Genomic DNA, 14289 nt, shown 5'->3' on the forward strand with positions numbered 1-14289 from the left:
TCAGGAGATCCACGCCGCCTGCAGCTCGGCGCGGACCTCCTCGATGAGCCTCGGCAGCGCCTTCGTCTTCGCGATGATCGGGAAGAAGTTGGCGTCCGTCGCCCACCTCGGCACGATGTGCTGATGCAGGTGGTCGGCGATGCCGGCCCCCGCGACCCTGCCCTGGTTCATGCCGATGTTGCAGCCGTCGTTGCCGGAGACGGCCGAGATCGTGCGCATGGCCTGCTGCGTGAGCAGCGCGATCTCGGCGACCTCCTCGGTCGTCGCGAGGTCGTAGGTCGCGACGTGCCGGTACGGGCACACCATGACGTGGCCCGTGTTGTACGGGAACAGGTTCATGATCACGAACGCCGTGCGGCCGCGGTGCACGACGAGGCCGGCGTCGTCGGCGAGCGTCGGCGCGACGCAGAACGGGCACGCGTGCTGCTCGGGCTGCTGGCCCTGCTGGATGTACGCCATGCGATACGGCGTCCACAGCCGCTGGAACTCGTCGGGGACGCCCGGCAGCTCCGACGACATCCACGTGGGCGCGCCGGCCTCGCGCGCCGGGTCGTCGGCCGCGGGGAAGTCCCCTGGCCCACGGCCGTCGGCGCTCGGCATCAGGCGACCAGCTCGGTCTGCCGCGTCTCGATGGCCTCGAGGATGCGGGCGATGGCGTCGTCGACGGGCACGCCGTTCTCCTGCGTGCCGTCGAGGAAGCGGAACGAGACGCTGCCCGCCTCGGCGTCCTTGCCACCCGCGATGAGCTGGAAGGGCACCTTCGCGAGCGTGTGCGTGCGGATCTTCTTCTGCATGCGCTCGTCGGAGTGGTCGACGTCGATGCGCACGCCCTTGGCGCGCAGTCGGCTCGCGATGTCGTCGAGGTAGTCGGCGTAGTCCGAGGCGACGGGGATGCCGACGACCTGCACGGGCGCGAGCCACGCGGGGAACGCACCCGCGTAGTGCTCGAGCAGGATGGCGAAGAATCGCTCGATCGATCCGAGCAGCGCGCGGTGGATCATGACGGGTCGGTGACGCGCGCCGTCTGCACCCGTGTACTCCAGGTCGAATCGCTCCGGCAGGTTGAAGTCGAGCTGCACGGTCGACAGCTGCCACGTACGTCCGATGGCGTCGCGCGCCTGCACGGAGATCTTCGGACCGTAGAACGCGGCCCCGCCCGGATCCTCGACGAGCTCGAGCCCGGACTCCGTCGCGACCTCGCGCAACGTGGCCGTCGCTTCGTCCCAGACGTCGTCGGAGCCGACGAACTTCACGGGGTCCTTCGTCGACAGCTCGAGATAGAAGTCGTCGAGGCCGTAGCCGCGAAGGGTCTCGAGCACGAACTGCAGCTGGCTAGCGAGCTCGTCCTTGACCTGGTCGGGGGTGACGTAGATGTGGGCGTCGTCCTGGGTGAGGCCGCGCACGCGAGTGAGGCCCGAGAGCGTGCCGCTCTTCTCGTAGCGGTACACGGTGCCGAACTCGGCCAGGCGCAGCGGGAGCTCACGATACGACCGTCCGCGCGACCGGAAGATGAGATTGTGCATCGGGCAGTTCATCGGCTTCAGGTAGTAGTCCTGCCCCTGGCGCGTCACCTGCCCGTCCGCGTCCAGCTCCTCGTCGAGGTGCATCGCCGGGAACATGCCGTCCTTGTACCAGTCGAGGTGGCCGCTGACCTCGAACAGGGTCGACTTCGTGATGTGGGGCGTGTACACGAACTCGTAGCCGGAGGCAGCGAGCCGCTCCCGCATGTAGTCCTCGATCTCCTTGCGGATGATGCCACCGCGGGGGTGGAAGACCGCCATCCCCGACCCGATCTCCTCAGGGATCGAGAACAGGTCGAGGTCGGTGCCGAGCTTGCGGTGGTCGCGCTTCGCGGCCTCCTCGAGGCGAGCCCGGTAGGCACGCAGCTCGTCCTTCGAGGGCCATGCCGTGCCGTAGATGCGCTGCAGCTGCGGGTTCTTCTCGGAGCCGCGCCAGTAGGCGGCAGCGACGCGCATGAGCGCGGATCCGTTGCCGACCATGCGGGTGGACGGCAGGTGCGGGCCGCGGCAGAGGTCCTTCCAGACCGTCTCGCCGTCGCGGTTCACGTTGTCGTAGATCGTGAGCTCGCCGCCGCCGACCTCGACCGACGCCTCGTCGCTCGGGCCCTTGAGGCCGATGAGCTCGAGCTTGTACGGCTCGTTCGCGAGCTCGGCGCGCGCCTCGTCCTCGGTGACGACGCGGCGCGTGAAGCGCTGACCCTCGCGGATGATGCGGTCCATCTCCTTCGACAGCGCCTTGAGGTCCTCCGGCGTGAAGGGCTCCGCGACGTCGAAGTCGTAGTAGAAGCCGTCGTGGATGGGCGGGCCGATGCCGAGCCGCGCCTCCGGGTTGACGCGCTGCACCGCCTGCGCGAGCACGTGCGCCGCCGAGTGGCGCAGGATGGCGAGGCCGTCCTCGCTGTCGATCGTCACGGGCTCGACCGTCTGCGTGTCCGTCACCTCGCGTGCGAGGTCCTGGAGCTCGCCGTCGACGCGCATGGCGACGACGGCACGGTCGGTGAAGAGGTCGAATCCGGTGGTCACCCGACCATCGTAGGCGCGGACGCGGACGCCGGATCGCCCGTCGAGCACATCGTGGGATCCGTCGCGGCAGCACTCCTGGATGTCGGCCTCGATCCGCGCGGTGCGAGCCCCGACGCGCTCAGCCGACGGGATCGAGGGTGCGTGGGCGCCTGGAGATGCCGATGCTCACGACGGCCGCGACGACGCAGAGGCCGGCCGCGCCGAACCACGCGAGCGTGTACTCCCCCGTCGAGTCGCGGATGAGGCCGGCGACGGTCGCGGCGATCGCGGCGCCGATCTGGTGCGAGGCGAACACCCAGCCGAAGACGATGGGGCCGTCCACACCGAAGATCTCGCGGCAGATCGCCACGGTGGGCGGCACCGTGGCCACCCAGTCGAGCCCGTAGATGACGACGAAGAGGATGAGCGGTGGGCTCACCGAGTCCGACAGCAGCACCGGCAGCGACGCGAGCCCGACGCCGCGGCCCGCGTAGTACGCGGCGAGCAGGATGCGCGGGTTCACCCGGTCGGTGAGCCAGCCGGATGCGATGGTGCCGACGACGTCGAAGATCCCCACGAGCGCGAGGAGGCCCGCGGCGGTCGTCGTCGCCATGCCGTGGTCGTGGGCGCTGGGGATGAAGTGGGTGCCGACGAGCCCGTTCGTCGTGGCACCGCAGATCGCGAAGCCTGCGGCGAGCGCCCAGAAGGTGCGGGAGCGGCTCGCACGGCGCAGCGTCGACAGCGCGGCGCGCACGGCGTTGCCGCTCGAGCGCACCGGCGGCGACCACCCCTCCGGTGCGCCGTACGGCGTCGTGCCGAGGTCGGCGGGCCGGTTGCGCAGGAACAGCAGCACGAGCGGCACGACCACGAGCGCGCCCGCTGCCACGAGCAGCGACGCCTGCCGCCAGCCCGCACCCTCGACGAGGAGCGCGATGAGGGGCAGGAACACGAGCTGCCCCGTCGCGCTGCCTGCGGTGAGCACGCCGACGACGAGGCCGCGGCTGCGCACGAACCACTGGTCGGCGACGGTCGCGGCGAACACGAGCGCCATCGAGCCCGTGCCGAGGCCGATCATGAGGCCCCACGTGACCACGAGCATCCAGGGCGCGGTCGCCGTGATCGACAGCGCGGCACCGCTCGCGACGAGCAGGAGCGCGATCGTCGTGACGCGCCGCATGCCGAAGCGCGCCATGAGCGCCGCGGCGAACGGCGCCGTCAGCCCGAACAGCACGAGGTTGACGGTGACCGCGAGCGACAGCTCGGTGCGGGTCCAGCCGAACTCGTCCTCGAGCGGCACCATGAGCGCGCTCGGTGCCGCCCGGAACCCCGCGGCGCCGACGAGCGCGAGGAACGCGACGGCGGCGACGATCCACGCGGGATGGAGGAGGCGCGGACGCGGAGGCTGCACGATGCGAGTCTGCCCCGGCTCCGGTGCCGGCGTCGCGATCCAGCCGACGAGATCCGGTCCTCTCAGCGCGAGATCCCGCCGATCTGCCCAGCGCACGACGAAGCCCCGGCCGTCATGGCCGGGGCTTCGTGTCTGGTGGGCGATACTGGGATCGAACCAGTGACCTCTTCCGTGTCAGGGAAGCGCGCTACCGCTGCGCCAATCGCCCAGTTGCGAGGTGGAGACGGGATTCGAACCCGCGTAGACGGCTTTGCAGGCCGCTGCCTGACCACTCGGCCACCCCACCACGTCGGTCGAGCCCGGCGGACCGTGCTCGACCACGAGAGTTTCCTCGAGCGGATGACGAGATTCGAACTCGCGACCCTCACCTTGGCAAGGTGATGCGCTACCACTGCGCCACATCCGCACATCTTCGGGGCGTGAGCCCCTCGGACTTGACCAACAGTAGCCCACGCTTCCCCCCTCGGCAAATCGACCGACGACGCACGGTCACACGCTTGTCATTCGCCCGTCGCCGACGCGTCGCACCCGGGTCACGCCCGTGCGCGATGGTCACGTTCCACCTCTCAGATGTGGCAGGATGGAGCGGTCGCGGGCGATTGGCGCAGTTGGTAGCGCGCTTCCTTCACACGGAAGAGGTCATCAGTTCGAGTCTGGTATCGCCCACCACGACGAAGGCCCCGGTCCGATCGGACCGGGGCCTTCCGCGTTCGCACGGTCGTGCGATCAGGACTCTGGGCGCGGCGCCGCGTAGGCCGTCGCGAGCAGCCGCGCGTGCTGCTCCTGCCACCGGCGGGCGCCGTCGAAGATCGCCGTGAGGCCGGGCGCGCCGTGGAGGTGGCCGCGGCCGACGACGAGCTCGACGTCGACGCCTGCGGCGCGGAGTCGCTCGGCGTACTCGACGCCCATGTCGCGCAGCACGTCGTGCTCGGCCGCGAACACGAGCGTCGATGGCAGGCCGGTGAGGTCGTCGACGTCGAGCGGCGCGATGTTCGCATCGGCCGCCCCTGCCTCGCCCGCGTACATCCGAGCCAGGCGGTCGAGGTCGTCGAGGCCGAACCCGTGCCGGTAGTCGATGCCCGATCGCCCGACGGCGCGCATCGCCGTCGGCGGCACCTCGAGGTCGACGTGCACGAGCAGCCGCTCGCCCGCGTCGCGCAGCCGCAGCGCCGTGCTCGCCGCGACGCCGGCGCCCGCCGAGTTGCCGCCGATCCCGAGCCTGACGGCGTCGACGCCGAGCTCGTCGCAGCGCTCGACGAGGTCGCGCAGCGCGGCGACGGCATCCTCGACGGCCGCCGGGTAGGGGTGCTCGGGCGCGAGGCGATAGTCGAGGGAGACGATCTGGATCCCCGCGTCGAGCGCGCGCCTGGCCAGCAGGCGATCGTTGAGGATCTCGTCGGCCGTGCCTGCGAAGAAGCCACCGCCGTGCAGCCACAGCTGCGTCGGTGCGTGCCCTCGGGCACCGTGCGGTCGGTAGCGCCGGGCGTGCCTGCCTGCGACCTCGAGCACCTCGACCGCGACGCCGTCGGGGATCGGCAGCGTCGAGTCGACGGCGAGCGCGTCGGACAGACGCCGGCCCGCGGCGCGGCGCGCGACGGGTTCGGCGCTGTCGAGACCCGGGATCGTCGGCGCGAGCTCGTCGATGCGGGCGATCCACGCTCGGATGCCGGGGTCGAGGTCGAGGTCGGCGAGGTTCATCGGGCGCCTCCAGGCGTCGAGAGGGCGGTGGGGTCGTCGTGCAGCGTGCGCAGCGTCGCGACGATGTCGCGGTGCAGGTGGTCGGCGGCGGGCACGTGGCCGCGCAGGCCCGCGGAGCCGTGGTCCTGACCGATGAGCCGCATGCATGCCACGGGGACGCCTGCAGCGCTCAAGGCGCGCGCGAAGGCCTCGCCATCGCCGCGCAGGGCGTCGAGCTCTGCGGTGTAGATGACGGTGGGCGGCATGCCCCGCAGGGTCGGCGCGAGCAGCGGCGATGCGATCGGGTCGCGCCGCGTCGCTCGATCGCTGCCGAGGTACTGCCGCACGAGCATCCGCACGTGCGCGCGCAGCAGCGGCCTCGGCACCCCGGGCTGCGAGGCCAGATGCCGCATCGTCAGGTCGAGCAGCGGCACCTCGAGCAGCAGCAGCCGGACGGGACGCCCGGTGCGCTCGAGGTTCAGCAGCGCCGTCGCGCTCGCGAGGTTGCCGCCCGCCGATCCGCCGCCGAGCGCGATCCTCGTCGGATCGCCGCCGAGGTCGCGCGCATGCTCGGCGGCCCATTCGAAGACGGTCCAGCACTGCTCCGGCTGCGTCGGGAAGCGCACCTCGGGTGCGTGCGAGTACTCCCCTGCCACGACGATGACGCCCGCATCGCTCGCCCGCTCGCGGAACCGCGCATCCCACGTCACCCAGTCGATGCCTGCGAGCTCGAAGCCGCCGCCGAAGAAGTACACCAGGATCGGCAGGCCCGCCTCGACCGTCGGGCGCTCGGCCGTCGGCCAGTACACGCGCAGGCGGGCGTCGCGGTGTCCAGCGACCGGGAGCACGTGCTCCTCGGTCGCGACGTCGATCGGCACGATCCCGAGCTCGCGCGCCATGATCGGATCGAACGCCGCAGCGTCGGCACGGCGCTGCTGCGCGGTCGAGCGACGCCTGCGGGGCTGCAGCGCGGCGAGTCGCTGCTGCACGGCGGATGCGAATGCGTCGAGTCGCGGCTTCTGGAACGTCATCGTCTCGTCGACCTCCCTCGGTCGAGACCATCGTGCATCGGTCGAAGCACTTCGATGGACTCGGATCCGGATCGTTCGCTCGCTCGAGCGCGTAGCCTCGGATCGTGCGATGGCCGTGGAGTCGAGAGCGCGAGCCCGCGCCCACGCCGCCGACCGATCACGCGCTCACCGACCAGGTCGACGAGGGCCTCATGATCGTGCTGACGGGACTGCGCCTGTCCGCCCGCAACCGCATCGTGCTCGATGCGCTGCGCGACCGCGCCGACTTCGACGCGGCGGCGCTCGTCGCCGGCGTGCGCGCGGATGCCGACGAGATCGTCGCCGAGCAGCGCTCGGGCATCCACCGGCTGCAGCGCATCCGCGCGCGAGCCGCGAACCGTCGCGGGCAGGCGATGCACAGCGCCGACTTCCGGCGCGGCGACGTCGAGCCGCTCGAGCGACGAGAGCGGATCGCCGCGCTGCTGGTGGAGCGCCTCGAGGAGGCGGTCGCCGACGACGCGTTCGTCGACGAGCTCGTGCGCGACGCGCGACGCGCAGCGATGGAGGACATGTTCGACGCGACCCTGCGCAGCCTCCACGCCTCCCCCGCCGTCGCCGACGAGGGGCACGCTGGCCGCCTCGAGGAGCTGCACGAGCAGCTGCGCGCCCTCGCGCTCGACCTCGACGGAACGTGACGCGGCAGCGCACGAGGAAGGGGCCCGGATCCTGACGGATCCGGGCCCCTCCTGCCGACGCGACGACCGCGTCGATCAGACCTGCGCGATCAGACCTTCTCGATCTCGTAGGCGTACGCCTCCTCGCCGTGGACGATCGTGTCGACGCCTGCGAGCTCGTCCTCGTCCTTGACCCGGAAGCCGATGGTCTTCTGGATCGCGAAGCCGATGACGAAGGCGACGACGAACGCGTAGATCATGGCGCCGAAGGCCGCGATGAGCTGCACGACCAGCTGGCCTGCGCCACCGCCGAGGAAGAGACCCGTGTCGGTGGCGAAGAAGCCGAGGTAGAGCGTGCCGATGAGGCCGCCGACGAGGTGGATGCCCACGACGTCGAGCGAGTCGTCGAATCCGAGCTTGAACTTCAGCTCGATCGCGAGGGCGCAGACGGCACCCGCGACGACGCCCAGCAGCAGCGCCCAGCCGGGCGTGAGGTTCGCGCACGCCGGGGTGATCGCGACGAGGCCTGCGACGGCACCGGATGCGGCGCCGACGGCGGTGGGCTTGCCGTCCTTGATCTTCTCGATCACGAGCCAGGCGAGCACGGATGCGGCGGTCGCCCCGATCGTGTTGATCGTGATGAGACCCGCGTTGCCCATCTCGTTGAGCCACTCGGCGCCGACGTTGAAGCCGAACCAGCCGAACCAGAGGATCGCGGCGCCGAGGAGCACGAACGGCACGTTGTGCGGCTTGTGCGAGCCCTTCGCGAAGCCGACGCGCTTGCCGAGCACGAACGCGAGGGCGAGTGCTGCCGCGCCTGCGTTGATGTGCACGGCCGTGCCACCTGCGTAGTCGATGACGCCCGGCAGGCCCATGAGGTCGCCGAGGCTGTAGATCCAGCCGCCACCCCAGACCCATGCGGCGATCGGGAAGTAGCCGAGCGTCGCGAAGACGCCGGCGAAGATCATCCACGCGCCGAACTTGGCGCGGTCGGCGATGGCGCCCGAGATGAGCGCGACCGTGATGATCGCGAAGGTGGAGCCGTATGCGACGCCGACGAGGTCGGTGTTGGCGGTCTCGCCCGAGGCGAGGGCCGAGAGGCCGAAGTCGCTGAAGGGGTTGCCCGCGAACGCGAACGGGCTGTCGACGGCCGACATGTTGTAGCCGTAGAGGATCCACAGCACGCCGATGAGGCCGAGGGATCCGAACGACATCATCATCATGCTGATGACGCTCTTCGCGCGGACGAGGCCGCCGTAGAAGAACGCGAGGCCGGGCGTCATGAGCAGCACGAGGGCTGTCGCTGCGACGCCGAAGGCGATGCTTCCTGCATCCATGGAATGGGCTCCTTGGGGGTGTTCCGGTCAGGGATTGGTGCCAGCCTGAGCGAATGTCATTTCACCGGCCTGCATCCACTGTTTCCGGCTGGTAACGAAACGGCCGATCATGTTTCGCGCACGTTTCCGCGGCGTCCGCCTGGGCCGTTCGACCCTGGTTGGATGGCTCGGTGACGTGGATCAGGAACCCCCAGCTCGCGGCCGCACTGCTGCTCGTGGCGGCCGTCGCAGGCCTCGTCGTCGCGAACACCCCGCTCGGCGACGGCCTGCAGGCGCTCAAGGCGCTGCACGTCACGCCGTTCGGCGGCGTCGACCTGTCGCTCGCCCACTGGGTGACCGACGGCCTGCTCGCCGTGTTCTTCTTCGTCGCCGCGATCGAGCTGCGCTACGAGATGACGCAGGGCGAGCTGGCCGACCGTCGCCGTGCAGCGGTGCCCGCCATCGCGGCCGTCGGCGGCGTCGCGGCGCCCGCGCTGCTGTTCGTCGCCCTCGTCCCTGCGGACCTCGCAGGCGGCTGGCCCATCCCGACCGCGACCGACATCGCCTTCGCCCTCGGCGTCCTCGCGATCGTCGGACGCCGACTGCCCGTCGCGGTGCGTGCGCTGCTGCTCGCCCTCGCCGTCATCGACGACCTCATCGCGATCGGCCTCATCGCGATCCTCTTCACGACCGACCTCGAGGTCTGGGCGCTCGTCGGCGCCGCCGCGATGGTGGCGGTCGTGTGGGCGCTCGGCCGCCTCTACCGCTCGCGGCGCGGCAGCTGGCCGTTGCGGATCGCGATCGCGATCGCGTGCGTCGCGCTGTGGTGGCTCGTGCTGCAGTCGGGCGTGCACGCGACCATCGCGGGCGTCGCAGCCGGGCTCGTGCTCGCGCCGGCACCCGCCGAGGTGGCGAGGCATCGCCTCGAGCCCTTCGTGAACGCCCTCGTGCTTCCGGTGTTCGCGTTCGTCTCCGCGAGCGTGGCCATCCCGCAGGTGCCGCTGGGCGAGCTCAGCCCGATCTTCCTCGCGATCGCCGTCGCGCTGCCGCTCGGCAAGCTCGTCGGCATCACCGTCGCGGGGTGGCTGGGCCAGATCGCCCTGCACACCCCTCGCGCCGATCGCCTCTCGCTCGGCGACCTCGGCACGGTCGCGCTGCTGGGCGGCATCGGCTTCACGGTGTCGCTGCTCATGAACGAGCTCGCGCACCGCGAGGCGGAGGAGCTCATCGTCGACGGCACGCTCGGGGTGCTCGTCGGCTCGCTCGTGGCCGTCCTCGTCGGCGGGACCGTGACCGCGATCCGCAGCGCCCGACTCGCACCCGTGGACGCCGAGGCGCGGCGAGCGGCCGACGACGACGAGGACCGGCGTCGCTCCGACGGCGAGTGAGCCGCGACCGCGGCTACGCCTGGCCGGTGGTCAGCGCGATGAGGCGCGACATCGCGCGCAGGTACTTCTTCCGGTAGCCGCCACCGAGCATCTCGTCGGAGAACACGTGGTTCAGCGGGGTGCCGGAGGCCACGATCTGCACCTGCGTGTCGTAGAGCCTGTCGACGAGCGCGACGAGCCGCAGCGCCTCGCTCTGGTCGGTGAGCGTGCGCACGCCGCGCCAGCCGACGGCGTCGAGCCCCGTGACGAGGTCGACGTACCGCGACGGGTGCACGCTCGCGAGGTGGGCGACGAGCGCGTCGAAGTCGTCGAGCGCCACGGCCTCGCCACGCTCGGCGAGCGCGGCCTCGATCGCGTCGTCGTCGACGACGGGCGCCTCGCCCGAGACGTCGCGCTGACGGTAGTCCTCGCCGTCGATGCGCAGGATCTCGAACCGGTCTGAGATCGCCTGGATCTCGCGCAGGAAGTCCTTCGCGGCGAACCGGCCGTCGCCGAGCGCGTTCGGGGGCGTGTTGCTCGTGGCGGCGAGCTTCGTGCCGCCCTCGACGAGCTCGCCCAGCAGGCGCGTCATCACCATCGTGTCGCCGGGGTCGTCGAGCTCGAACTCGTCGATGCAGACGATCGACGCGCCCGAGAGCGCCGCGACCGCCTCCTTGTAGCCGAGCGCTCCGACGAGCGCCGTGTACTCGATGAAGGTGCCGAAGTGCTTCACGCCGGGCATCGTCTTCCACAGCGCCGCGAGCAGGTGCGTCTTGCCGACGCCGAACCCGCCGTCGAGGTAGATGCCCGGCTTCACCTGCGGCGCCTTGCGGAAGAGGCCCTTGCGGCCTCCCCCGCGCCACGCCGACGCGAGCTCCTGCATGCGCTCGACCGTCGCCGCCTGCGAGGGATGCGACGCGTCGGGCACGTACGACTCGAACGTCGCTGCCTCGAACTGCCGCGGCGGCGTGAGGCCTGCGACGATGCGTGCGGCGTCGGTCGTCGGCTGTCGGTCTGCGATGCGCGTGAGCGTGGGCACGTCGGTGGCTCCGGGCGGTCGAGGGTGGCCGCCCTCTGCGGGCGGCTGCGTGGAAGAATCGGCGTGGTCGCCGCGTTCCAGCGTAGACGCAGGGCCGTGCGCATCCGTCGCCGGCCGGATGGAGGAGCCACGATGACCTCGCAGGACACCGATCCGCGATTCGCCGAGTACGCCCACCCGGAGCGCCTCGTCTCGACGGCCTGGCTCGCCGAGCACCGCGCCGACCCCGGCGTCGTCGTCGTCGAGTCCGACGAGGACGTGCTGCTGTACGAGACGGGCCACGTGCCCGGTGCGGTGAAGCTCGACTGGCACACCGAGCTCAACGACCCCGTCACGCGCGACTACCTGAGCCCCGAGGCCTTCGCCGAGCTCATGCGCGCCAAGGGCATCGGCCGCGACGACACGATCGTGCTCTACGGCGACAAGTCGAACTGGTGGGCGACGTACGCGCTGTGGGTGCTGGCGCTCTACGGCCACCACGACACGCGGATCCTCGACGGCGGCCGCGACCTGTGGGTCGCGGAGGGCCGCGAGATGACGCGCGAGCGCACGGAGCGTCCCCGCACCGACTACCCCGTCGTCGAGCGCGACGACGCGACGCTGCGCGCGTTCCGCGACGACGTCCTCGCCCACCTCGGCAAGCCGCTCGTCGACGTCCGCAGCCCCGAGGAGTACACGGGTCAGCGCACCACGGCCCCCGCGTACCCCGAGGAGGGTGCGCTGCGCGCCGGCCACATCCCGACGGCCGCGAACGTGCCGTGGGGCAAGGCTGCCCGCGAGGACGGCACGTTCCGCTCCCGCGCGGAGCTCGAGGCGATCTACCGCGACGGCGCGGGCCTCGGCGACGCCGACGACGTCATCGCCTACTGCCGCATCGGCGAGCGCTCGAGCCACACCTGGTTCGTGCTGACGCATCTGCTCGGCTACCCCAACGTGCGCAACTACGACGGCTCGTGGACGGAGTGGGGCTCGCTCGTGCGCGTGCCGATCGTCGTGGGCGCCGAGCCGGGCGAGGTGCCCGCCCGATGAGCCTGACGCCGGCGCTGCAGGACATGGTCGACGACTTCGCAGCCGTGGGCGAGCAGGAGCGGCTCCTGCTCCTGCTCGATCACGCCGACGCGCTGCCGGAGCTGCCGGAGCGCTACGCCGACCATCCCGATCTGCTCGAGCGCGTCCTCGAGTGCCAGTCCCCCGTGTTCCTGTTCGTCGAGGTCGACGACGATGCGGTCCACGTGCACGCGACGGCGCCGCAGGAGGCGCCGACGACGCGCGGATTCGCATCGATCCTCGCGCGCGGGCTCGACGGCGCGACGCCGGACGAGGCCCTCGCGGTGCCTGCGGACCTGTCGTCGATGCTCGGTCTCGAGCGGGCCGTGTCGCCGCTGCGGCTGCGCGGCATGTCGGGCATGCTCGGCCGCATCCAGCGGCAGATCCGAGAGCGGCGCCCGGCCTGAGCGCCCGGCTGCTGCGCCGGTCGCTCAGCGTGCCGTGATGCCCGTGCGATCCAGCCAGCCGTGCACGATCTCGCGGTACCGCACCTCGTCGAGGTTCCAGAGCTTGCAGTGCTTCGCGCCGTGCCACTCGTGGTACTCGACGATGTCCGGCCGGGCCTGGGCGAACGCGCGCGACGCGTCCGGCGGCACGAAGCCGTCGTCGGCGGAATGCTGCAGCAGGATCGGCACGGCGTACGAGTCGGCGTAGGCGACGCCGTCGAGCTCGCCGAAGTCGAGGGCGTCGCCGCCTGCGAGGCGAGCCGCCGGCGACTCCAGCAATGCCGTCGCGGTGTGCACGAACGCGACCGGCACGCGCGCCAGCCGGGTGTGGAACAGCAGGGTCGGGCCCCACGACACGACAGGCGAGTCGAGCAGCAGCCCCGCGATGCGGCGACGGTGCCTCGAGCGGCGCGCCAGCTGCAGCACGACCTGCCCGCCCATCGACCAGCCCATGAGCAGGATGCGCTGGGCACCGGCGGCGACGGCGACGTCGATCGCCGCATCCACGTCGCGCCACTCGTCGAGGCCGAGCCGGTACGTGCCGTCGGGCGTGCGGGGCGCCTCGCCGTCGTTGCGGTACGCGACGCACATCGACGGGATGCCGCGAGCGGCGAGGATCGGCACGGCGCGCAGCGGCTCGCGCCGGTTGACGCCGCGCCCGTGCACCTGGATGCACCACGTCGTCGCCGACTCGTCGCCGATGATCCAGGCGGGCGCCGGCCCCAGCTCGGTGTCGACGATGACGGAGCGGAAGGGCAGCTCGAGGTCGCGCGGCCGGTACAGGTGGTAGCCGGAGAAGCGTGCACTCGCGCGACCGCCGATGCGCACCCTGCCCTTGCCCGTGATCTCGCGCAGCACGGTCTCGTCGTCCTCGTCGACGATCTCGCCGATGCGCACGAGGCGATCGCCGATCCAGAGCGCGTAGCGCCCGGGCAGCTCGGTGTCCGGCGTGCGCAGCAGGCGGATGCCCTCCGGCCCGATCGACGCGATCTCGACGTCGTCGCGGTGCCTGGGCGGGGTGATGAGCGTGCGGGCCAGCAGTGCCGACAGGCCGGTGACGGCCGCGGCTCCCACGGCGAGTCCGACGGCGGCGAGGGCTGCGGCGCGCCTCGCTGGTCTGCTCACGGCGCCAGCCTAGTCTTTCGACGTGGACACAGGATCGGAGTCGGCCGCAGCGCCGGCGATCTTCCTCGCCGCGGTCGAGCGCATGCGCAGCGCCGACACGCGCAGCGAGCTCACGGTGCGCGAGATCCCTGCCCCGGGTCGCATCGCGCCCTGGTCGTACGCGGTCGCCGCCGACGTCGGCTCGCCGGAGCACGGTCGCGACAGCGAACGCGGCACCGGCCGGTTCATCCTCATGCACGACCCCGAGGAGCCCGAGTCGTGGGGCGGGGCGTTCCGCGTCGTGACGTTCACGCAGGCGACGCAGGATCTCGACATCGCGCCCGACCCGATGCTGCCCGAGGTCACCTGGTCGTGGCTGCTCGAGGCGCTCGACCAGCGCGGCGCCGGCTACCACTCGGCCTCCGGCACCGCGACGCGCGTGCTGTCGACGGGCTTCGGCGAGCTCGCGGCGCAGGGCGAGGGAGCGCAGCTCGAGCTGCGCGCCTCGTGGACGCCCACCGACCACGCCATCGACAGGCATCTCGCCGCGTGGTGCGACCTCGTGTGCGCCAGCGCGGGCATGCCGCTGCAGCCCGGAGCGATCAGCCTCGATGCTCGGAGGCTCCACCCGTGACCGACGCCCCCGCCAACGCCGCCGAGCCCGAGGAGGCGCCTGCGG

Annotated in this window: 13 protein-coding genes and 4 tRNA genes; 6 read left to right on the plus strand and 11 right to left on the minus strand. The window is 71.7% G+C overall.

The window, feature by feature from the left end:
* From ACZ6H8_RS12215 to ACZ6H8_RS12240, 6 genes are all read right to left on the minus strand, one after another.
* Entirely contained in the window at positions 1–600 is a 600-nt protein-coding gene (locus tag ACZ6H8_RS12215) for an HIT family protein (protein ID WP_464147118.1), read from the minus strand.
* Positions 600–2498, minus strand: a complete 1899-nt coding sequence (gene thrS / locus ACZ6H8_RS12220) for a threonine--tRNA ligase (protein WP_464147295.1) — start codon at positions 2496–2498, stop codon at positions 600–602. Before thrS ends, ACZ6H8_RS12215 begins: the two co-directional genes overlap by 1 nt.
* Positions 2499–2661: 163 nt before the next feature.
* Positions 2662–3996, minus strand: coding sequence for an MFS transporter (locus ACZ6H8_RS12225; protein ID WP_464147296.1), 1335 nt, complete (start codon positions 3994–3996; stop codon positions 2662–2664).
* Between the two features lie 67 nt (positions 3997–4063).
* Positions 4064–4138, minus strand: a tRNA-Val gene (locus ACZ6H8_RS12230).
* Positions 4139–4145: 7 nt separating this feature from the next.
* A tRNA-Cys gene (locus ACZ6H8_RS12235) sits at positions 4146–4216 on the minus strand.
* A 48-nt stretch (positions 4217–4264) separates the two neighbouring features.
* Positions 4265–4336, minus strand: a tRNA-Gly gene (locus ACZ6H8_RS12240).
* Between the two features lie 187 nt (positions 4337–4523).
* On the opposite strand from ACZ6H8_RS12240, the gene ACZ6H8_RS12245 reads away from it, so the two are divergent.
* Positions 4524–4599: transfer RNA gene (locus tag ACZ6H8_RS12245), tRNA-Val, on the plus strand.
* A 57-nt stretch (positions 4600–4656) separates the two neighbouring features.
* On the opposite strand, the gene ACZ6H8_RS12250 is transcribed toward ACZ6H8_RS12245, so the two are convergent.
* Both ACZ6H8_RS12250 and ACZ6H8_RS12255 read right to left on the minus strand, forming a co-directional pair.
* Positions 4657–5628: an alpha/beta hydrolase gene (locus ACZ6H8_RS12250; RefSeq protein ID WP_464147119.1), complete on the minus strand. Its 972-nt coding sequence runs from the start codon at positions 5626–5628 to the stop codon at positions 4657–4659.
* Complete coding sequence (locus tag ACZ6H8_RS12255) at positions 5625–6638, minus strand: alpha/beta hydrolase (protein ID WP_464147120.1); 1014 nt, start codon at positions 6636–6638, stop codon at positions 5625–5627. Before ACZ6H8_RS12255 ends, ACZ6H8_RS12250 begins: the two co-directional genes overlap by 4 nt.
* Before the next feature lie 104 nt (positions 6639–6742).
* Here ACZ6H8_RS12255 and ACZ6H8_RS12260 point away from each other — a divergent pair, with 104 nt between their 5' ends.
* On the plus strand, positions 6743–7312 hold the full coding sequence (locus ACZ6H8_RS12260; protein ID WP_464147121.1) for a hypothetical protein: 570 nt from the start codon (positions 6743–6745) through the stop codon (positions 7310–7312).
* 89 nt (positions 7313–7401) lie between these two features.
* Here the strand turns inward: ACZ6H8_RS12260 and ACZ6H8_RS12265 are convergent, their stop codons facing one another.
* Positions 7402–8628: an ammonium transporter gene (locus ACZ6H8_RS12265; protein WP_464147122.1), complete on the minus strand. Its 1227-nt coding sequence runs from the start codon at positions 8626–8628 to the stop codon at positions 7402–7404.
* A gap of 170 nt (positions 8629–8798) precedes the next feature.
* Here ACZ6H8_RS12265 and ACZ6H8_RS12270 point away from each other — a divergent pair, with 170 nt between their 5' ends.
* Positions 8799–9995: a Na+/H+ antiporter NhaA gene (locus tag ACZ6H8_RS12270; RefSeq protein WP_464147124.1), complete on the plus strand. Its 1197-nt coding sequence runs from the start codon at positions 8799–8801 to the stop codon at positions 9993–9995.
* Between the two features lie 13 nt (positions 9996–10008).
* Here ACZ6H8_RS12270 and zapE read toward each other — a convergent pair whose 3' ends face one another.
* Positions 10009–11013 carry a cell division protein ZapE gene (gene zapE, locus ACZ6H8_RS12275; RefSeq protein ID WP_464147125.1) on the minus strand — a complete coding sequence of 335 codons (1005 nt, stop codon included), beginning with the start codon at positions 11011–11013 and terminating at the stop codon, positions 10009–10011.
* Positions 11014–11145: 132 nt separating this feature from the next.
* Here zapE and ACZ6H8_RS12280 point away from each other — a divergent pair, with 132 nt between their 5' ends.
* Both ACZ6H8_RS12280 and ACZ6H8_RS12285 read left to right on the plus strand, forming a co-directional pair.
* A complete protein-coding gene (locus ACZ6H8_RS12280; RefSeq protein ID WP_464147127.1) occupies positions 11146–12042 on the plus strand; it encodes a sulfurtransferase in 897 nt (298 codons plus the stop codon).
* Complete coding sequence (locus tag ACZ6H8_RS12285) at positions 12039–12467, plus strand: SufE family protein (RefSeq protein ID WP_464147128.1); 429 nt, start codon at positions 12039–12041, stop codon at positions 12465–12467. The genes ACZ6H8_RS12280 and ACZ6H8_RS12285 overlap by 4 nt, the downstream gene beginning before the upstream one ends.
* Before the next feature lie 24 nt (positions 12468–12491).
* Here ACZ6H8_RS12285 and ACZ6H8_RS12290 read toward each other — a convergent pair whose 3' ends face one another.
* Entirely contained in the window at positions 12492–13631 is a 1140-nt protein-coding gene (locus ACZ6H8_RS12290; protein WP_464147129.1) for an alpha/beta hydrolase family protein, read from the minus strand.
* Positions 13632–13653: 22 nt separating this feature from the next.
* Between ACZ6H8_RS12290 and ACZ6H8_RS12295 the strand changes: the two genes are divergently transcribed.
* Positions 13654–14244, plus strand: a complete 591-nt coding sequence (locus ACZ6H8_RS12295; protein WP_464147130.1) for a DUF3000 domain-containing protein — start codon at positions 13654–13656, stop codon at positions 14242–14244.
* The last annotated feature ends 45 nt before the right edge of the window (positions 14245–14289 follow it).

It is taken from the genome of Agrococcus sp. AC640b (assembly GCF_979255995.1).

Coding starts and splice junctions, on each gene's coding strand:
- ACZ6H8_RS12250 (WP_464147119.1), bottom strand. CDS start 5,628: ATGAACCTCGCCGACCTCGACCTCGACCCCGGCATCCGAGCGTGGATC.
- ACZ6H8_RS12285 (WP_464147128.1), top strand. CDS start 12,039: ATGAGCCTGACGCCGGCGCTGCAGGACATGGTCGACGACTTCGCAGCC.
- thrS (WP_464147295.1), bottom strand. CDS start 2,498: ATGCGCGTCGACGGCGAGCTCCAGGACCTCGCACGCGAGGTGACGGAC.
- ACZ6H8_RS12265 (WP_464147122.1), bottom strand. CDS start 8,628: ATGGATGCAGGAAGCATCGCCTTCGGCGTCGCAGCGACAGCCCTCGTG.
- ACZ6H8_RS12280 (WP_464147127.1), top strand. CDS start 11,146: ATGACCTCGCAGGACACCGATCCGCGATTCGCCGAGTACGCCCACCCG.
- ACZ6H8_RS12215 (WP_464147118.1), bottom strand. CDS start 600: ATGCCGAGCGCCGACGGCCGTGGGCCAGGGGACTTCCCCGCGGCCGAC.
- ACZ6H8_RS12255 (WP_464147120.1), bottom strand. CDS start 6,638: ATGACGTTCCAGAAGCCGCGACTCGACGCATTCGCATCCGCCGTGCAG.